Annotated in this window: 16 protein-coding genes; 8 read left to right on the forward strand and 8 right to left on the reverse strand. The window is 62.5% G+C overall.

What is annotated here, in order from left to right; all coding sequences use genetic code 11:
* Nucleotides 1-61: 61 nt before the first annotated feature.
* On the reverse strand, nt 62-892 hold the full coding sequence (gene queF / locus AC6I6U_RS26180) for an NADPH-dependent 7-cyano-7-deazaguanine reductase QueF (RefSeq protein ID WP_497878888.1): 831 nt from the start codon (nt 890-892) through the stop codon (nt 62-64).
* An 81-nt stretch (nt 893-973) separates the two neighbouring features.
* The gene (copI, locus tag AC6I6U_RS26185; protein ID WP_497878889.1) at nt 974-1,504 is read right to left on the reverse strand and encodes a copper-resistant cuproprotein CopI; all 531 of its coding nucleotides are present in this window, start codon (nt 1,502-1,504) and stop codon (nt 974-976) included.
* A 155-nt stretch (nt 1,505-1,659) separates the two neighbouring features.
* On the opposite strand from copI, the gene AC6I6U_RS26190 reads away from it, so the two are divergent.
* Nucleotides 1,660-2,340 carry a heavy metal response regulator transcription factor gene (locus AC6I6U_RS26190; protein WP_497878890.1) on the forward strand — a complete coding sequence of 227 codons (681 nt, stop codon included), beginning with the start codon at nt 1,660-1,662 and terminating at the stop codon, nt 2,338-2,340.
* The gene (locus tag AC6I6U_RS26195) at nt 2,340-3,701 is read left to right on the forward strand and encodes a heavy metal sensor histidine kinase (protein WP_497878891.1); all 1,362 of its coding nucleotides are present in this window, start codon (nt 2,340-2,342) and stop codon (nt 3,699-3,701) included. Before AC6I6U_RS26190 ends, AC6I6U_RS26195 begins: the two co-directional genes overlap by 1 nt.
* Nucleotides 3,702-3,753: 52 nt before the next feature.
* Here AC6I6U_RS26195 and AC6I6U_RS26200 read toward each other — a convergent pair whose 3' ends face one another.
* The 3 genes from AC6I6U_RS26200 to AC6I6U_RS26210 form a co-directional block, all read right to left on the reverse strand.
* A complete protein-coding gene (locus tag AC6I6U_RS26200) occupies nt 3,754-4,998 on the reverse strand; it encodes a lipoprotein-releasing ABC transporter permease subunit (protein ID WP_497878892.1) in 1,245 nt (414 codons plus the stop codon).
* A gap of 68 nt (nt 4,999-5,066) precedes the next feature.
* Nucleotides 5,067-5,750 carry a lipoprotein-releasing ABC transporter ATP-binding protein LolD gene (gene lolD, locus AC6I6U_RS26205; RefSeq protein ID WP_497878893.1) on the reverse strand — a complete coding sequence of 228 codons (684 nt, stop codon included), beginning with the start codon at nt 5,748-5,750 and terminating at the stop codon, nt 5,067-5,069.
* Between the two features lie 7 nt (nt 5,751-5,757).
* The gene (locus AC6I6U_RS26210; protein ID WP_497878894.1) at nt 5,758-7,008 is read right to left on the reverse strand and encodes a lipoprotein-releasing ABC transporter permease subunit; all 1,251 of its coding nucleotides are present in this window, start codon (nt 7,006-7,008) and stop codon (nt 5,758-5,760) included.
* Nucleotides 7,009-7,103: 95 nt separating this feature from the next.
* Between AC6I6U_RS26210 and AC6I6U_RS26215 the strand changes: the two genes are divergently transcribed.
* Both AC6I6U_RS26215 and AC6I6U_RS26220 read left to right on the forward strand, forming a co-directional pair.
* The gene (locus tag AC6I6U_RS26215) at nt 7,104-7,691 is read left to right on the forward strand and encodes a PilZ domain-containing protein (RefSeq protein WP_497878895.1); all 588 of its coding nucleotides are present in this window, start codon (nt 7,104-7,106) and stop codon (nt 7,689-7,691) included.
* Between the two features lie 65 nt (nt 7,692-7,756).
* The gene (locus AC6I6U_RS26220) at nt 7,757-8,479 is read left to right on the forward strand and encodes a glycerophosphodiester phosphodiesterase (protein ID WP_497878896.1); all 723 of its coding nucleotides are present in this window, start codon (nt 7,757-7,759) and stop codon (nt 8,477-8,479) included.
* A 42-nt stretch (nt 8,480-8,521) separates the two neighbouring features.
* Here AC6I6U_RS26220 and sthA read toward each other — a convergent pair whose 3' ends face one another.
* The gene (sthA, locus tag AC6I6U_RS26225; RefSeq protein WP_186681770.1) at nt 8,522-9,916 is read right to left on the reverse strand and encodes a Si-specific NAD(P)(+) transhydrogenase; all 1,395 of its coding nucleotides are present in this window, start codon (nt 9,914-9,916) and stop codon (nt 8,522-8,524) included.
* A gap of 166 nt (nt 9,917-10,082) precedes the next feature.
* On the reverse strand, nt 10,083-11,060 hold the full coding sequence (locus AC6I6U_RS26230; RefSeq protein ID WP_497878897.1) for an FAD:protein FMN transferase: 978 nt from the start codon (nt 11,058-11,060) through the stop codon (nt 10,083-10,085).
* Between the two features lie 20 nt (nt 11,061-11,080).
* Here AC6I6U_RS26230 and AC6I6U_RS26235 point away from each other — a divergent pair, with 20 nt between their 5' ends.
* Together AC6I6U_RS26235 and AC6I6U_RS26240 are read left to right on the forward strand one after the other, a co-directional pair.
* Entirely contained in the window at nt 11,081-11,341 is a 261-nt protein-coding gene (locus AC6I6U_RS26235; RefSeq protein ID WP_497878898.1) for a hypothetical protein, read from the forward strand.
* 66 nt (nt 11,342-11,407) lie between these two features.
* Complete coding sequence (locus AC6I6U_RS26240; RefSeq protein ID WP_497878899.1) at nt 11,408-12,694, forward strand: MFS transporter; 1,287 nt, start codon at nt 11,408-11,410, stop codon at nt 12,692-12,694.
* Between the two features lie 124 nt (nt 12,695-12,818).
* Here AC6I6U_RS26240 and AC6I6U_RS26245 read toward each other — a convergent pair whose 3' ends face one another.
* Nucleotides 12,819-14,282, reverse strand: a complete 1,464-nt coding sequence (locus AC6I6U_RS26245) for a glyceraldehyde-3-phosphate dehydrogenase (RefSeq protein WP_497878900.1) — start codon at nt 14,280-14,282, stop codon at nt 12,819-12,821.
* 350 nt (nt 14,283-14,632) lie between these two features.
* On the opposite strand from AC6I6U_RS26245, the gene mfd reads away from it, so the two are divergent.
* Both mfd and AC6I6U_RS26255 read left to right on the forward strand, forming a co-directional pair.
* Complete coding sequence (gene mfd, locus AC6I6U_RS26250) at nt 14,633-18,082, forward strand: transcription-repair coupling factor (protein WP_497878901.1); 3,450 nt, start codon at nt 14,633-14,635, stop codon at nt 18,080-18,082.
* 12 nt (nt 18,083-18,094) lie between these two features.
* Nucleotides 18,095-18,661, forward strand: a complete 567-nt coding sequence (locus AC6I6U_RS26255; protein WP_497878902.1) for a CsiV family protein — start codon at nt 18,095-18,097, stop codon at nt 18,659-18,661.
* The last annotated feature ends 9 nt before the right edge of the window (nt 18,662-18,670 follow it).

Genomic DNA, 18,670 nt, shown 5'->3' on the forward strand with positions numbered 1-18,670 from the left:
CCCTCTCCCCACAAAAGCCCGGAAGCCCAAAACCAGCAAGCGCCCAAGCCAAATAGCCTTCCTACTGACGAACCAGCCGCTGGTTCTGGAACTCCACCGCTTCGGTGCTGCGGTAAGGGTTGATATCCAGGCCACCACGGCGGACATAGCGCGCATACACCGTCAGTTTCTCCGGTTTCAGCAACCGCTGCAGATCGAGGAAGATCCGCTCCACGCACTGCTCATGGAAGTCCGAGTGCTGACGGAAGCTCACCAGGTACGCCAGCAGGCTGGCATGATCCAGCGCCGCGCCACGGTACTCGACCACCACGCTGCCCCAATCCGGCTGGCTGGTCACCGGGCAGTTGGACTTGAGCAAATGGCTATGCACGCTCTCCTCAACCACTCGCGACGAATCACAACGCAACAGCTCAGGCCGCGGATGGGCATAGTCGCTGACGCTGATATCCAGATCATCGATGCACACGCCAGGCAAGGCCACCACACCTTCGGCCTGCACCTCGTTCAGAGGCCGGATGCGCACGCCCACCGGCTTGCCCGCAGCCGCCGACAAATCGGCGCGCAGCACGGTCTCCAGGCTTGGGATATCGGCGAACGGCGTCTGGTTCAACGAGTTGAGATACAGCTTGAACGACTTCGACTCGATGATATTCGGCGAATCGGCCGGAATGCTGAACTCACCAATGGCCACCACCGGCTTGCCGGACGGCAGCAGCCAGGACAGTTCGAAGCAGTTCCAGAAATCGACACCCTGGTAGGGCAAGGTATCGGCGCTCAGCCCCAGCTCAGCCCATTTCGCGGCACGCGGAATCGGGAACAGCAAGGAGGGCGTGTACGTGGCGATGTATTCACTGGACTTGCCCAGCGGCGAATGTTCGGCTGCGGGATGCATAACGAAAACCTGAAAGAATGAACCCGACAATTCTATCGGGTTTGCGTCCGGCTTTCAGCGTGCAGAGGCCTGCGACCTGCCTCAGCGGTCAATTTTCAGCTGGCCGACCATGCCCGCCTGGTAGTGGCCAGGGATATTGCAGGCGAACTCGAGCGTGCCAGCCTTGCTGAAGGTCCAGGTCAGCTCGGCGGTCTTGCCCGGCTCCACCAACACGCTGTTGGGATCGTCGTGCTTCATCATGCCGTGGTCCATTCCGCCTCCCGCCATCTTGGAATGATCCATCGCCGGCATCTTCATGCCGGTTGGCGTCAACATGCCATTTTGCTGCATCTGGAGCATTTCCTGCTGGTGCTCGGCATGCATCGCCGCCTCGCCCAGGTTGAACTCATGGAGCAACTGGCCCTTGTTGACCAGCACGAAACGCACCGTCTCGCCAGCCTTGACCTCAAGCGCCTTGGCATCGAAGGCGATATCGGTCATGGTCACTTCGATCGTGCGGGTTGCCTTCGCAGCCGGTGCCGGCTGGCCGAAGTCATAATGCCCGGCCGGTGAGGCCCAGGCCACGGAACCCAGCAGCAAGCCGGCAAAGGCAAGGCTATTGCGCACAAACATGATCAAACTCCAACAGAATAGGTTTCACTCTATGCAAGACTGTAGAACCGCGCCGCTGCCGCCAGCCTGACGGGAAGATTACAACTTTGTCAGCTTGGGCCCGGCCAGCCGGGCGACCTGTATAACGCTACCGCTCCATCTACCATGAGCCATCCATGAAACTGCTGATCGTCGAAGACCAAGCGAAAACCGGCCAATACCTGCGCCAGGGCCTCAACGAGGCCGGCTTCAGCTGCGAGCTGGTGGCAGACGGCACCAGCGGCCAGCACTTGGCGCTAACCGGCGACTACGACCTGCTGATCCTCGACGTCATGCTGCCCGGCCGCGATGGTTGGCAGATCCTCCAGGCGGTCCGCGCCGCCGGCATGGAGATCCCGGTGCTGTTCCTGACCGCCCGCGACGCGGTGGAGGACCGGGTCCACGGCCTTGAGCTGGGTGCCGACGACTACCTGATCAAGCCCTTCGCCTTTTCCGAACTGCTGGCCCGGGTTCGCAGCCTGCTGCGCCGCGGCGGCGGCAACAGCCAGGACACCAGCCTGCAGGTCGCCGACCTGCGCCTGGACCTGATCCGCCGTCGGGTCGAACGGGCCGGCCAGCGCATCGACCTGACCGCCAAGGAGTTCGCCCTGCTGGAAATGCTCCTGCGCCGCCAGGGCGAAGTGCTGCCCAAGTCACTGATCGCCTCCCAGGTCTGGGACATGAATTTCGACAGCGACACCAATGTCATCGAGGTGGCCATCCGTCGCCTGCGCCTGAAAATCGACGATAACCACCCGCACAAGCTGATCCACACCGTTCGCGGCATGGGCTACGTACTCGAAGAGCGGGCCCTGTGATGCGCCGCCTGTCCCTGGCGGGGCGCCTGGCGCTGTTGTTTGCCGCCTGCACCGCGACGGTGTCGCTGGTGGCCGGCGTGCTGTTCAGCCGGGCCAGCGAGTCGCATTTCATCGAACTCGACCAGCAACTGCTGGACGGCCGCCTGGCAGAGTTGCGCAGCTCATTGGGCCGGGTGGACAACCTGGCCGATTTCCAGCCGCTGCGCGAACGCCTGCAGGGCGAAATCAACCTGCGACCCGACCTGGCGCTGAGAATCCACGGCAGCGACGGCCAACCCTGGTTCGACAGCGCCAGCGTCCTGCCCATCGCACTGCCCAACCAGCCTGGGCTCGCCAGCCTGCAGAATGGCGCCACTGCCTACCGCATCCTCAATGCACCACTGAACCCTGGCCAGCCTGGCTCTGCAGAGCTGACGCTGATTCTCGACATCACCCACCACCAGCACTTCCTGCAGCGCATGCAGCAACTGATCTGGCTGACCGTTGGCCTGTCAGCCCTGGCCACCGCGCTGCTCGGCGCCTGGGCCGCCCGCAGTGGCCTGCGCCCCCTGCGACGCATGAGCGAGGTGGCGAGCAGCGTCTCCGCCAGCTCGCTGACCCCACGCCTGGACACCGGGCAGATGCCGGCGGAACTGGCCGAACTGGGACAGGCCTTCAACGCCATGCTTGGGCGCCTGGAGGACTCGTTCCAGCGGCTCTCGGCGTTTTCCGCGGATATCGCCCATGAACTGCGCACGCCGCTGTCGAACCTGCTGACCCATACCCAGGTCACCCTGACCCGCCCTCGCCCGCTCGAGGATTATCGCGAGGCGCTGCACAGCAACCTCGAAGAGCTGCAATGGATGGCACAGCTGGTCAACGACATGCTGTACCTGGCCAAGGCCGACCACGGCCTGCTCAACCCCAGATTCGAGCAGTTGGAGCTGGCTGACGAGGCGGATGTGTTGCTGGAGTTTTTTGCGCCGCTGGCGGAGGACAACCAGGTGCACCTGACCCGCAGCGGCACGGCAAGGATCCTGGGCGATCGCAGCATGCTGCGTCGCGCGCTGTCCAACCTGCTGGACAATGCGCTGCGCTTTACCCCGGCGGGGGGTGAGATACTGGTCAGCCTGGAGGCGCTGGCGGCGGGGCTGCGGGTCAGCGTGCAGAACAGCGGCGAAGGAATCGCAGCGCAAGTGCTGCCGCGATTGTTCGATCGCTTCTACCGGGTGGATTCGGCCCGCCATGAAGGGAGCAGCGAGCATGCCGGCCTGGGACTGGCGATTACCCAGTCGATCGTCCGGGCCCATGGCGGGCGAATTCATTGTGAATCGGAGGAAGGCTGGACGCGGTTCGTGATCGAGTTGCCTGTCGCCCGCTGACATACCAACCTGTGGTGAGCGGGCAAGCCCGCTCACCACAGGCGGCCCCGAATTACGAGTAGCGCAAGGCCTGCGCCGGCTCGGTCTTCGCTGCCCGGTAAGCCGGATAAAGCGTCGCCAGGAAGCTCATGATGAACCCGGCCGAGCAGATCAGCACCACGTCCCCGCCCTGCAACTGCGAGGGCAAGTTGCTGACGAAGTACACGTCGGAGCTGAAGATGTGCTGCCCGCTGATCCGCTCGATCCAGCACACCAGTTCGCTGACGTTCAGCGCTGCGATCACCCCGAGCACCCCACCGATCAGGGTGCCGACGATACCGATCACCGTCCCCTGCACCATGAAGATCGCCATGATCTGCCGCGGCGTGGCGCCGATGGTGCGCAGGATGGCGATGTCCGCACCCTTGTCGTTCACCACCATGATCAGCGTCGCGATGATGTTGAACGCCGCTACCGCGACGATCATCAGCAGCAACAGGCCGATCATGGTCTTTTCCATCTTCATCGCGCTGAACAGGCTGCCCTGGGTGTGCGTCCAGTCATCGGCCCTGTAGCCATCGCCCAGACCGCCAGCGATGGTCGTGGACACCTGTGGCGCGGCATAGAGGTCCTTGACCGCCAGGCGCACGCTCTGCACCTGGTTCGGCTGCCAGTGCTGGATCTGCGCGGCGTCGGCCATGTGGATCAACGCCATCGAGCCATCCAGCTCGGCGCCGACCTTGAACACGCCCACCACGTTCAGGCGCTGCATGCGCGGGGTGATGCCACCCGGATCGGTGCTGACTTCCGGAACGATCAGGGTCAGTTTGTCACCGACGTTCAGGCGGAAACGCCGAGCGGTAATCTCCCCGATCACCACACCGAACTCACCCGGTTTCAGGTCTTCCAGCTTGCCCTGGACGATATGCTGGGCAACGATCGACACCTTGCCTTCCTGGGCCGGATCGATACCGCTGATCTGGATCGGCTGCATCGAACCCTTGTACGACAGCATGCCGTCCATTTCAGTGAATGGCACGGCCGCAGTGACCTCGGGGTTCTTCAGCGCGGCGGCGGCCACTGGTTGCCAGTCGTCGATGGGCTTGACCCCGACGATGGTCGCATGGGGCACCATGCCCAGGATGCGCGACTGCATTTCCCGCTGGAAGCCGTTCATCACCGACAGCACCACGATCATTGCCAGCACGCCGAGGGCGAGGCCAATCATCGAGGTCATCGAGATGAACGAGACAAAACGGTTGCGGCGTTTGGCGCGGGTATAGCGCGTGCCGATGAAAATCGATAACGGTCTGAACATTCGCAGGCCACCGTAGAAAATAATCGAGCCGGCAGCCGCGCGTTTCCACGGGCGCCGGCCAGGGTGAATCAGATAGCGACCAGCTTGCCGTCCGTGAGGTGCAGGACACGGTCCATCTGGCGGGCCAGGTTCATGTCATGGGTCACCACCAGGAATGCAGTCTGCATCGAAGTGCTGAGTTCCAGCATCAGGTCCTGGATGCCCTGGGCGGTATGGTGGTCGAGGTTGCCGGTCGGCTCGTCGAGCATCACCAGGCCCGGCTTGTTCACCAGCGCCCGGGCGATAGCCACGCGTTGGCGCTCACCACCGGACAGCTCGGCCGGCTTGTGCTCCAGGCGATGCCCCAGCCCAACCCGCTCCAGCAATGCCGTGGCGCGTTGACGGGCTTCGGGAATCGCCGTGCGACCGATCAGCAATGGCATGCAGACGTTCTCCAGGGCGGTGAACTCCGGCAGCAGGTGGTGGAACTGGTAGACGAAACCCAGGGCGCGGTTGCGCAGCAGCCCACGGGCCTTTTCCCCCAGCGCCGACAACTCCTCGCCAGCCAGCCAGACGCTGCCCTTGGACGGCGTATCGAGTCCACCCAGCAGGTTGAGCAAGGTACTCTTGCCCGAACCGGAACTGCCGACGATCGCCACCCGCTCACCCGCGTGCAGCTCAAGCTGCAGGCCGGACAGCACCACCACCGACTCCGGGCCCTCCTCGTAGGACTTGCCCAGGTTGCGGCAACTCAGCACTGCTTTATCACTCATGCCCAACTCACTCATAACGTAGCGCCTCCGCAGGCTGGGTGCGCGCCGCACGCCAGGCTGGATACAGGGTGGCGAGGAAACTCAGGACCAATGCCGCGCCGCAGACCATCAGCACATCCTCGGCCATCAGCTGGGACGGCAGGTAGTCGATGAAATACACGTCGGCATTGAGAAATTTGTGGCCGATCAACCCTTCAAGGGCGGAGATCGCCGCGCTGACATTCAGCGCGGCGAAGATCCCCACCGCGGCGCCGATCAGGGTGCCGACCACGCCGATCACACTGCCCTGGACCATGAAGATCGCCATGATCTGTCCAGGGGTGGCGCCCAGGGTGCGCAGGATCGCGATGTCGCCCTTCTTGTCGTTCACCACCATCACCAGCGTCGAGATGATGTTGAACGCGGCAACGGCAACGATCAGCAGCAACAGCAGGCCGATCATGGCCTTTTCCATCTTGATCGCCTGGTACAGATTGCCGTGGGTCCGGGTCCAGTCACGGGCGTAGTAGCGGTTGTCACCCAACTGCTGGGCGATCTCCCAGGCCACGCGCGGCGCCTGGAACAGGTCGTCGAACTTCAGCCGCAGGCCCTGCACCTGATCGGGTTTCCAGCGATGCAGGCGCGCCAGGTCGTCGAGATTGGTCAGGCCCAGGTAGCCGTCCAGCTCGCCGGCGCCGACATGGAAGATGCCGACCACGGTGAAGCGCTTCATCCGCGGGAACATGCCCGCCGGCGTCACCGAGACTTCCGGCGCGACGAAAGTCAGCTTGTCGCCAAGGCCGACACCCAGCTTGGTGGCAGCCTTGTCGCCGATGACGATACCGAAGCTGCCCGGCGCCAGCGCATCGAGCTGACCCTGCTGCATGAAACGATCGATGATCGACACCTTGCGCTCCTGCGCCGGGTCGATGGCGTTGAGCAGCACCTTCTGCACCTGGCCGTTGTTGGTCAGCAGCCCCTGCATCTGGGTGAAAGGTGCCACGGCGGCGACCTGCGGGTTCTGCCGGACCTTGTCCGCCAGGGCCTGCCAGTCGCTGATCGGCTCGCCCGATTCGATGGTGGCGTGGGGCACCATGCCCAGCACGCGATCGCGCATTTCACGGTCGAAACCGTTCATCACCGACAACACCACGATCATCACCACCACACCGAGGGCGAGGCCGATGATCGAAGTCAGGGAAATGAAGGAGACAAAATGGTTGCGACGCTTTGCACGGGTGTAACGCGTACCGATAAATACGAAGAGTGGTCTGAACATGTCGGGGGCTGGTTTGGAGGAAAAGAGGACGTCCATGTGGCGAGGTAGGGTCAGCAGCTTTACACTCAGACCATTGCCTCTGCCTTGGGTTCGCCATGTCGACATTAGATGAAGAAGATCGCCGCGAATACTACCGTATCGAGGACACGATCGCACTGGAAATCCGCCCCCTGTCTGCCGCGGACGCGGCGGGCAAGGATGTGTTGCAGGATGATTCGCCACTCTTCAACCTGCTGAGTGAACTGCACCTGAGCGAGTTCGAGTCGCAGCACCTGCTGCGCCAGGTCAGCGAGCGCGACCGCGCACTGTCCGCCTACCTGAAGTCCCAGAACAAACGCATCGACCTGCTGAGCCAGGTGATGGCCATGACCATTCTCGGCGAGTTCGGCGAACCGCAATCGGTGATCCTCTCCGAAGGCGGCATCGAGTTCAGCCACCACACCGCCTACCCGGCAGGCACCGAACTGGCGCTCAAGCTGGTGTTGATGCCCCAGGCCCAGGGCCTGTTGCTGCGGGCCAAGGTCACCCACTGCGAACCGCAAAGCGTTGGCACCTTTGAAATAGGCACCGAATTCGAAACATTGACCGATGCCCAACGCCAGTTGCTGGCGCGCTATATCCTGCAGAAACAGGCACTGCAACGACGCCTGGCCCGCGAGCAGAGCGACCCCGAGGCCAATTGAGCCTCGGACTCCATCGTGTGCCCCACCGATTATCTACCGGATCATTTTTCCTTCAAGGAGCAGTCGTGACTCTGATTTATGGCCATCGTGGCGCCAAGGGCGAAGCGCCGGAAAACACCCTGACCAGTTTCCAGGAATGCCTCAAGCACGGCGTACGCCGCTGCGAGCTGGACTTGCACCTGTCCATGGATGGCGAACTGATGGTCATCCATGATCCGACCCTCAAGCGCACCACCGACCGTCGCGGCAAGGTGGTCGAACACACCGCCGCCGAGCTGGTGACCTACGACGCGCGCAAGGGCGGCCCGGGCTGGATCAATCCATGCCCGATCCCGCGCCTGGAAGAGCTGTTCGAACAATGCGATTTCGAGCACTGGCAACTGGAGGTCAAGAGCGCCTCGCGCACCCGCGCCGCAACCACGGTATTGGCGATTCGCGAAATGGCCCAGCGCTTTGGCCTGCTGGACAAGGTCACTGTCACCTCCAGCTCCCGTGAAGTGCTCAAGGCCGCCCTGGAGCTGACACCGGACCTGTCACGCGGACTGGTAGCCGAATACGCCTGGCTCGACCCGATGAAGGTCGCCCAGAGCTATGGCTGCGAGATTCTGGCGCTGAATTGGACACTCTGCACCCCGGAACGCCTGGCAAGAGCCCAGCGCCAGGGCCTGCACGTCTCGGTGTGGACGGTCAACGAGCCCGCGCTGATGCGCAGGCTCGCCGACTTCGGCGTCGACAGCCTGATTACAGACTTTCCCGGTTTGGCCACGGCCACACTTGGGAAAGGCTGAAATCGGTCTCCCCGGCCGGCTCAGGCCACCGGCCGGAGCCGCTCAAAAAAGCCGGTTCAGGCCGTCGTAGGCAGCTACCCGATAGGCTTCGGCCATGGTCGGGTAGTTGAAGGTGGTGTTGACGAAGTACTTCAGGGTGTTGTTCTCACCCGGCTGGTTCATGATCGCCTGGCCGATGTGGACAATTTCCGAAGCCTGGTAGCCGAAGCAGTGCACGCCGAGCACTTCCAGGGTTTCGCGGTGGAACAGGATCTTCAGCATGCCTTGCGGCTCGCCGGCGATCTGTGCGCGAGCCATGCTCTTGAAGAACGCCTTGCCCACTTCGTACGGCACCTTGGCCTTGGTCAGCTCATGCTCGTTCTTGCCGATCGAGCTGATCTCCGGGATGGTGTAGATCCCGGTCGGTACGTCGTTGACATAGCGCCAGCTGCCGTTGTCGACGATGCTGCCCGCTGCCGAGCGACCCTGGTCATGTGCAGCACTGGCCAGGCTCGGCCAGCCGATCACGTCACCCGCACCATAGATGTTCGGCTGGCAGGTACGGTAGTTCTCGTCGACTTCGATCTGGCCGCGGCCGTTGACCTTGACGCCGATGTTCTCCATGCCCAGCTTGTCGGTATTGCCGGTACGGCCGTTGCACCAGAGCAAGGCGTCAGCCTTGATCTTCTTGCCGGACTTGAGGTGCAGGATCACCCCGTTGTCCAGGCCTTCGACTCGCTCATACTCTTCGTTGTGGCGCACGGTGATGTTGTTGTTGCTGAAGTGGTAGCTCAACGCCTGGGAAATCTCGGAGTCGAGGAAGCTCAGCAACTGGTCGCGGTTGTCCACCAGTTCGACCAGCACGCCCAGGCCACTGAAGATCGACGCATATTCGCAACCGATCACCCCGGCACCATAGATGATCAGCTTGCGCGGGGTATGGCCCAGGCTGAGGATGGTGTCGCTATCGTAGATACGCGGGTGGTGGAAATCGATATCGGCCGGACGATAAGGGCGCGAGCCGGTGGCGATGATGATGTGCTTGGCCACCAGTTTCTCGACCACGCCGTTCGGGCAGACCACTTCGACGGTCTGCTCGTCGGCGAAGCTGCCGGTACCGAAGAACAGGTCGACTCGGTTACGCGCGTAGTAGCCGGTGCGCGAGGCGACCTGCTTGGCAATCACCTTCTCGGCGCTCTTGAGTACGTCCGGGAAGGAGAACCAGCGCGGCTCGCCGATGGCCCGGAACATCGGGTTGGTGTTGAACTGCATGATCTGCCGCACCGAGTGACGCAGGGCCTTGGACGGAATGGTCCCCAGATGGGTGCAGTTGCCACCGACCTGACGGCGGCTGTCGACCATCGCGACCTTGCGCCCTGCCTTGGCGGCGTTCATTGCCGCACCTTCTCCAGCGGGGCCGGAACCCAGTACCACTACGTCGTAGTTGTAGACAGCCATGCGTACTCCTCAGAACAGGCCGAGGCACCCCTCTGGCACCTGCGGCTAAATCACATCGCGGCAGCGACGTGAAGGATCAAATCTCGGTGTGCAGTCTATAGATGCGTGAACGCCGCGCACATTAACCCTTGGTCGCGTCGTAAGCCAGCTTTGCCTGCACTACATGTTAATGCGTATTCGCCTTCAATATTCTGTCAAACGCCGGACTCGTTCGTGTGACGAAAGCTTTATCGGCACGAATCACAAAAAATGCGGCGACATCATGTTTTTCCGCATAGTCCCAGCCCCGGTCCGGCCCGAGGATCAGCAACAGCGTCGACAAGCCATCGGCCATCAACGTCGATGGATGAATGACCGTGACCGCCGCCAGGTCATGGGTGACGGGGACACCGACGCGAGCATCGAAGGTGTGGGAATAACGCTTGCCATCCCGTTCGAAATAGTTGCGATAGTCTCCCGATGTGGACACCCCATTGCCGTCGATTTCGACGATCCGCTGTACCACCTGCCGATCATCCCGTGGTTCCTCCAGGGCGACCCGCCAGGGGCTGCCATCGGGCTTGTGGCCCACCGCCTTGAGCTCACCCGTGACTTCGACGAGAAAACTGTCGATACCCATCTCGGCGAGCCGCGCCGCAACCCGCTCCACAGTGTAGCCTGCGGCGATACTGTCGAAGTCGACCTCCACCGCGGCATCCTTGCACAGACGGTCGCCATCGATATGCAAGTGGGCATGGCCGACCCGCTGGCGTACCGCTGCCAGCTGTAAGGCATCCGGCACCTTTTCGTCACGCCCCTGCGGGCCGAAGCCCCAGAGATTCATCAGCGGCTCGACCGTCAGGTCGTAGGCACCGTCACTGGCCTGGGAAAGCGCCTCACCGGTGCGCACCAGTTCGAGAATCGAAGCCGGCATGGCCCGGCAACCGTTGGCTGGCAAATCATTGAAGCGGGCAATGTCCGAGTCACTGCGGTAAGTCGACATTTGCCGGTCGACCTGCGCCAGGATCGCCTCGACCTCACCCTTGACCACAGTGGGCGCCGGCCCGCCAGCACGCCGTACATATTGGATCGAGTAGGTGCTACCCATGGTCGGGCCGCCAAAACGCTCCAGCCCGTCCTGCCCATGACAGCCGGACAGCAGCACCAGCGCGAACCCAGTGAGCCATGAACGGCGAATTCGCAAGACAATCGGCAAAGGCTGAAGAAATGACATGGATTCGCAATGGGCAGCATTCAGGGTTGCGCATTATGCGCCAGATCATTACCAGCCTTTCGGCAATCGAGGCCACGCTTGTGACAAATCCGAAGCGGAGCGCTCTAGTCCGAGGTTTATGCCATTTAGCCAGCAAGCTTGCTTTTTTGTTGCCCGAGAACCCTAATACACATATCGTTACAAAACTGTTCTGCCAGCGTGCGTATGCCTGAAAGAGTCAGTAAGGACGAGCAAAGACGAAGGATTGCTTATAAGACAGCCAAAGTGAGTGAATAAAAATGGCCTCGAATACGGGCAAGGGCAAGGCGATCTTTCGCGTTGTCAGTGGTAACTTCCTTGAGATGTTCGACTTCATGGTCTACGGCTTCTACGCCACGGCCATCGCTAAAACCTTCTTTCCTGCCGACAGCGCATTCGCTTCCCTGATGCTTTCGCTGGCCACCTTCGGTGCCGGTTTCCTGATGCGCCCACTGGGGGCGATCTTCCTCGGTGCCTACATCGACCGTCATGGTCGCCGTCAAGGCCTGATCATCACCCTGGCCCTGATGGCCGCGGGGACGGTACTGATTGCCTGTGTACCGGGCTATTCGACCCTCGGCGTCGCCGCGCCATTGCTGGTACTGGCCGGCCGCCTGCTGCAGGGTTTCTCCGCCGGCGTGGAACTGGGCGGCGTCTCGGTCTACCTGGCCGAGATCTCGACACCGGGCCGCAAGGGCTTCTTCGTCAGCTGGCAGTCAGCCAGTCAACAGGCCGCGGTGGTCTTCGCCGGCTTGCTGGGTGTGGGCCTGAACCACTGGCTGAGCCCGGAAGAAATGGGTGAATGGGGCTGGCGCGTACCGTTCCTGGTCGGCTGCATGATCGTTCCGGCGATCTTCATCATCCGTCGTTCGCTGGAGGAAACTCCCGAGTTCCAGGCGCGTAAACATCGCCCGACCCTGTCGGAAGTGATGCGCTCGATCGGTCAGAACTTCGGCCTGGTGTTGGCAGGCATGGCCATGGTGGTGATGACCACCGTGTCCTTCTACCTGATCACCGCCTATACCCCGACCTTCGGCAAGGCCGAGTTGCACCTGTCGGACTTCGACGCGCTGCTGGTGACCGTGTGCATCGGCCTGTCGAACTTCTTCTGGCTGCCGGTGATGGGTGCCGTTTCCGACAAGATCGGCCGCAAGCCGCTGCTGCTGGCGGCGACCATCCTGGCGATCCTGACCGCCTATCCGGTGCTGTCCTGGCTGGTCGCCGACCCGAGCTTCAGCCGCCTGCTGATCGCCGAACTGTGGCTGTCGTTCCTCTACGGCTCGTATAACGGTGCGATGGTGGTCGCCCTGACCGAGATCATGCCGGTCGAAGTGCGCACCACCGGTTTCTCTCTGGCTTACAGCCTGGCAACCGCGACCTTTGGCGGCTTCACCCCGGCAGCCTGCACCTACCTGATCCACGTACTGGACAACAAGGCGGCGCCAGGCATCTGGCTCAGCGGTGCGGCGGTAATGGGACTGATTGCGACCCTGGTGCTGTTCCGTGGCAACAAGCATGCGCTGCGCACAGCGCAGTCAGCGGCATAACATAGGGAAGGACCCGTTGTGGCGAGCGGGCTTGCCACAACGGACGGTCAGACCCGGAACCAGGTCCAACTTCGGCACAAACAAAAACGCCCCGACAAGTCGGGGCGTTTTCATTTGCAGTCGCTTAGCGCGGGAACGCTGGCGGGTTGACCCCGGCCATGTCTTCCATCACGCGAACCACCTGGCAGCTGTAACCGAATTCGTTGTCGTACCAGACGTACAGGACAACGCGGTTGTCATTGCAGATGGTCGCTTCAGCGTCAACTACACCGGCGTGGCGCGAACCGACGAAGTCGGTGGAAACCACTTCCTGCGAGTTCACGAAGTCGATCTGCTTGTGCAGATCCGAGTGCAGCGCCATGTAGCGCAGGTACTCGTTCATCTCTTCGCGAGTGGTGGCAGTGCCCAGGTTCAGGTTCAGGATCGCCATCGACACGTTAGGCGTCGGCACGCGGATCGCGTTACCGGTCAGCTTGCCGGCCAGCTCAGGCAAGGCCTTGGCAGCAGCAGTGGCAGCGCCGGTTTCGGTGATGACCATGTTCAGCGCAGCGCTACGGCCACGGCGATCGCCCTTGTGGAAGTTGTCGATCAGGTTCTGGTCGTTGGTGTACGAGTGAACGGTTTCAACGTGACCGTTGACGATACCGAACTTGTCGTTGACCGCCTTCAGCACAGGAACGATGGCGTTGGTGGTGCAGGACGCCGCCGAAACGATCTTGTCTTCGGCAGTGATCTCGGCATGGTTGATACCGTGCACGATGTTCTTCAGCTTGCCCTTGCCTGGAGCGGTCAGGACAACGCGATCGACACCCGGGCAGGCCAGGTGCTGGCCCAGGCCCTCGGCATCACGCCATACACCGGTGTTGTCCACCAGCAGGGCGTCCTTGATGCCGTACTGGGTGTAGTCCACCTCGGTCGGGTTCTTCGCGTAGATAACCTGGATCAGGTTGCCGTTGGCGGTGATGGTGTTGTTTTCTTCGTCGATGGTAATGGTGCCGTTGAACGAACCATGTACCGAGTCACGGCGCAGCAGGCTGGCGCGCTTGGTCAGGTCGTTGGTGGCACCCTTGCGCACGACGATGGCGCGCAGGCGCAGGCCGTCGCCGCCACCGGTCTTCTCGATCAGGATACGGGCCAGCAGGCGACCGATACGACCGAAGCCGTACAGCACCACGTCGGTACCCTTGCGAGCGGCAGCGTTCTGCTGGCCAACCACGTCGGCCAGTTCTTCACGGACGAACTGCTCGGCAGTACGGCCATTGCCTTGTTCCTTGAATTTCACCGCCAGCTTGCCCAGGTCCACCGAAGCGGCACCCAGCTTGAGCTCGCTCATTGCCTTGAGCAGCGGGAAAGTCTCGTGGACGGACAGTTCGGCATCGTCGCTCTGACGATGACGAGCAAAGCGGTGAGCCTTGAGAATCGCGATGACAGACTGGTTGATCAGGCTGCGGCCATAGATCGAGCTCACCACATTATTGTTGCGGTAGAGCTGACCGATCAGCGGAATCATCGCTTCTGCAAGTGCTTCACGATCAATCCACTCACCAAGACACTGGTCGGGCTTCTGAGTCACGGGAACCTTCCACATGTAGGGGCTTAAAAAAGGGGCTACATTATGCCGCCGAGTGACGCCGCGAGCAATGCACGGCTGTCACCCTTTATCACACAAAATGCCGGTAAAAAAATCAGCACCTCGGCGCAGACCAGTAAATACGCGGCTTTCAGAGCGCCCCATTTTGGGGCAAGCGGAGTGACTTGTGTGTAACCCTCCGAAACACCAGCGCATTAGCGCACTACATATTCCAGAAAATCCGCCTTTTTTTGTCATAGCCACTACATTTCCCCCATCATGCAATAGAGACAGTCTGCAACTGACAGGCGGCACCCGAGGCCGTTACAATTGACGACTTTGTCGCAACGCTTGGAGCTCAACCTTCCGTGCCCGTTCTGCGTCTACCGCTACTGCCTGCCGCGACAGGCAAACAACACTGGGGCAACCTCCCCGGTGCCGCCCTGAGCCTGGCCATTGCCGAGGCTGCCAGCGCCGCCAGGCGCTTCACCCTGCTACTGACCGCCGACAGCCAGAGTGCCGAACGGCTGGAACAGGAGCTGAGTTTCTTCGCCCCGGATTTGCCGGTGCTGCATTTCCCGGACTGGGAAACCCTGCCCTACGACCTGTTCTCGCCGCACCAGGACATCATCTCCCAGCGGATCGCCAGCCTCTACCGGCTGCCGGAGCTGGAGCATGGCGTGCTGGTGGTGCCGATCACCACCGCCCTGCACCGCCTGGCACCGACCAGATTCCTGCTGGGCAGCAGCCTGGTGCTGGATGTCGGCCAGAAGCTCGACGTGGAGCAGATGCGCACCCGCCTGGAAGCGGCCGGCTACCGTTGCGTCGATACGGTGTACGAGCACGGTGAATTCGCCGTCCGCGGCGCGCTGGTCGATCTGTTCCCGATGGGCAGCAAGCTGCCGTACCGCATCGACCTGTTCGATGACGAGATCGAGACGCTGCGCACCTTCGACCCGGAAAACCAGCGCTCCATCGACAAGGTCGACTCGGTGCGGCTGCTGCCGGCCAAGGAATTCCCGTTGCAGAAGGAGGCGCTGATCCGCTTCAAGGCGCGTTTCCGCGAACGCTTCGACGTCGACTTCCGCCGCTGCTCGATCTTCCAGGACCTCAACAGCGGCATCACGCCGGCCGGTATCGAGTACTACCTGCCGCTGTTCTTCGAGGAAACCTCGACGCTGTTCGACTACCTGCCCCAGGACACCCAGGTGTTCTCGCTGCCAGGCATCGAACAGGCGGCGGAGAACTTCTGGAACGATGTGCGCAACCGCTATGAAGAGCGCCGCATCGACCCGACCCGCCCGCTGCTGCCGCCAGCCGAACTGTTCCTGCCGGTGGAAGACTGCTTCGCCCGCCTGAAAAGCTGGCCGCGGGTCATCGCCAGCCAGCAGGATGTGGAAACCGGCGCCGGCCGCGAGCGCTTCGCCGCCCGCGAATTGCCGAACCTGGCGATCGAGGCCAAGGCCAACCAGCCACTCGCGGCCCTCTCCGGGTTCCTCGACCAGTTCCCCGGCCGCGTGCTGTTCACCGCCGAATCCGCCGGCCGCCGGGAAGTTCTGCTGGAACTGCTCGAACGCCTCAAGCTACGACCGAAGACCGTCGACAGCTGGCCGGAATTCGCCGCCGGCAAGGAACGCCTGGCAATCACCATCGCTCCACTGGACGACGGCCTGGTCCTTGATGACCCGGCCCTGGCGCTGATTGCCGAGAGCCCGCTGTTCGGCCAACGCGTGATGCAGCGTCGGCGTCGGGAAAAACGTGCCGACGCCAACAACGATGCCGTCATCAAGAACCTCACCGAGCTGCGCGAAGGCGCGCCGGTAGTGCACATCGACCACGGTGTCGGCCGCTACCTGGGCCTGGCGACCCTGGAAATCGAAAACCAGGCCGCCGAGTTTCTTACTCTCGAATATGCCGAGGGCGCCAAGCTCTATGTGCCGGTGGCCAACCTGCACCTGATCGCCCGCTACACAGGTAGTGACGACGCCCTCGCCCCGCTTCACCGCCTGGGCTCGGAAACCTGGCAAAAAGCCAAGCGCAAGGCCGCCGAACAGGTCCGCGACGTCGCCGCAGAGTTGCTCGACATCTATGCCCGCCGCGCCGCCCGCGAGGGTTATGCGTTCAGCGACCCGAAAGCCGACTACGCGACCTTCAGCGCCGGCTTCCCGTTCGAGGAGACCCCGGACCAGCAGACCGCCATCGAGGCCGTGCGTGCCGACATGCTGGCGGCCAAGCCGATGGACCGCCTGGTCTGCGGCGACGTCGGTTTCGGCAAGACCGAAGTGGCCATGCGCGCCGCCTTCATCGCCGTGCACGGCGGTCGCCAGGTAGCGATCCTGGTGCCGACCACCCTGCTCGCCCAGCAGCACTACAACAGTTTCCGCGATCGCTTTGCCGACTGGCCGGTGACCGTCGAGGTGATGAGCCGCTTCAAGTCCGCCAAGGAGGTCAGCGCCGCCGTGGCCGACCTCGCCGAAGGCAAGATCGATATCGTCATTGGCACCCACAAGCTGCTGCAGGACGATGTGAAGATCAAGAACCTGGGCCTGGTGATCATCGACGAGGAACACCGTTTCGGCGTCCGCCAGAAGGAACAGCTCAAGGCCCTGCGCAGCGAAGTCGACATCCTCACCCTGACCGCCACGCCGATTCCGCGCACGCTGAACATGGCCGTGTCGGGCATGCGCGACCTGTCGATCATCGCCACGCCGCCGGCGCGCCGGCTGTCGGTGCGCACCTTCGTCATGGAGCAGAACAAGAGCACGGTCAAGGAAGCGCTGCTGCGTGAGCTGCTGCGTGGTGGCCAGGTCTACTACCTGCACAACGACGTGAAGACCATCGAGAAGTGCGCCGCCGATCTCGCCGAACTGGTACCGGAAGCGCGGATCGGCATCGGCCACGGACAGATGCGCGAGCGCGAACTCGAACAGGTGATGAGCGACTTCTACCACAAGCGCTTCAACGTGCTGATCGCCTCGACCATCATCGAGACCGGCATCGACGTGCCAAGCGCCAACACCATCATCATCGAACGGGCCGATAAATTCGGCCTGGCGCAGTTGCACCAGTTGCGCGGCCGGGTCGGACGCAGTCACCACCAGGCCTATGCCTACCTGCTGACACCAGGTCGCCAGCAGATCACCGCCGATGCGGAAAAACGCCTGGAAGCGATCGCCAATACCCAGGACCTGGGGGCCGGCTTTGTCCTCGCCACCAACGACCTGGAAATCCGTGGCGCCGGCGAACTGCTGGGCGACGGCCAGAGCGGGCAGATCCAGGCCGTCGGCTTCACGCTGTACATGGAAATGCTCGAACGCGCGGTCAAGGCCATCCGCAAGGGTGAACAGCCGAACCTCGACCAGCCGCTGGGTGGCGGGCCGGAAATCAACCTGCGCCTGCCGGCGCTGATCCCCGACGATTACCTGCCGGATGTACACGCGCGCCTGATCCTCTACAAGCGCATCGCCTCGGCGACCGACGAAGAGGGCCTCAAGGACCTGCAAGTGGAGATGATCGACCGCTTCGGCCTGCTGCCCGAGCCGACCAAGAATCTGGTTCGCCTGACCCAGCTCAAGCTGCAAGCCGAGCACCTGGGGATCAACAAGATCGATGGCGGCCCGCAGGGCGGGCGTATCGAGTTCACTGCGCAGACGCCGGTCGACCCGCTGGTGCTGATCAAGCTGATCCAGGGGCAACCCAACCGCTACAAATTCGAAGGCGCCACGATCTTCAAGTTCATGGTGCCGATGGAACGTGCGGAAGAACGCTTTAATACACTGGAGGCGCTATTGGAGCGCCTCACCCCGAAATCTGCCTGATAAGGACGCCGTATGCGCCTGATCCCATCGCTGGCCGTGCTGTTGGCCCTGCTCGCTCCGGCCGCCTTCGCCGACGAGCCGTACCAGGTCGAAATGATCCTGGTGCGCCAGAACCTCGAGCAACCCTTCCAGAGCCAGCCGGCGCCGGAAGACTGGGCTAAGGGCGCGAAAGCCGTCACGTCCAGCGACGAGCGCACGCCCAGCCTCAACGACATGGTCGCCAAGCTCAATGCCAGCGGCAACTACGAGGTGCTGCTGCACAAGGCCTGGCAACAGAATCTCAGCGACCAGCCGAGCGTGGTCTCGATCACCGCCGGGAACGAGCAGTTCGGCCAGTTCCCGGTGGAGGGCACCCTGAGCCTGACCCTCAAGCGCTTCACCGAAGTGCAGGCGCAGTTCTGGGTCAACGGCTTCGACAACAACGGCGTGGTCAATGCCAGCGAGCGCCTGAACCAGACCAGCCAGACCAAGAACGGCCAGCTCAACTTCCTCGACAGCGGCCACCTCGCCCTGCTGCTCAAGGTGACGTCGCTGAACGCCTCGAAACGCGAAGCCCCGTCGCAGAACCTGGACCAGTGAAAACGCAAT

It is taken from the genome of Pseudomonas sp. UTLPPB19802 (assembly GCF_059730225.1).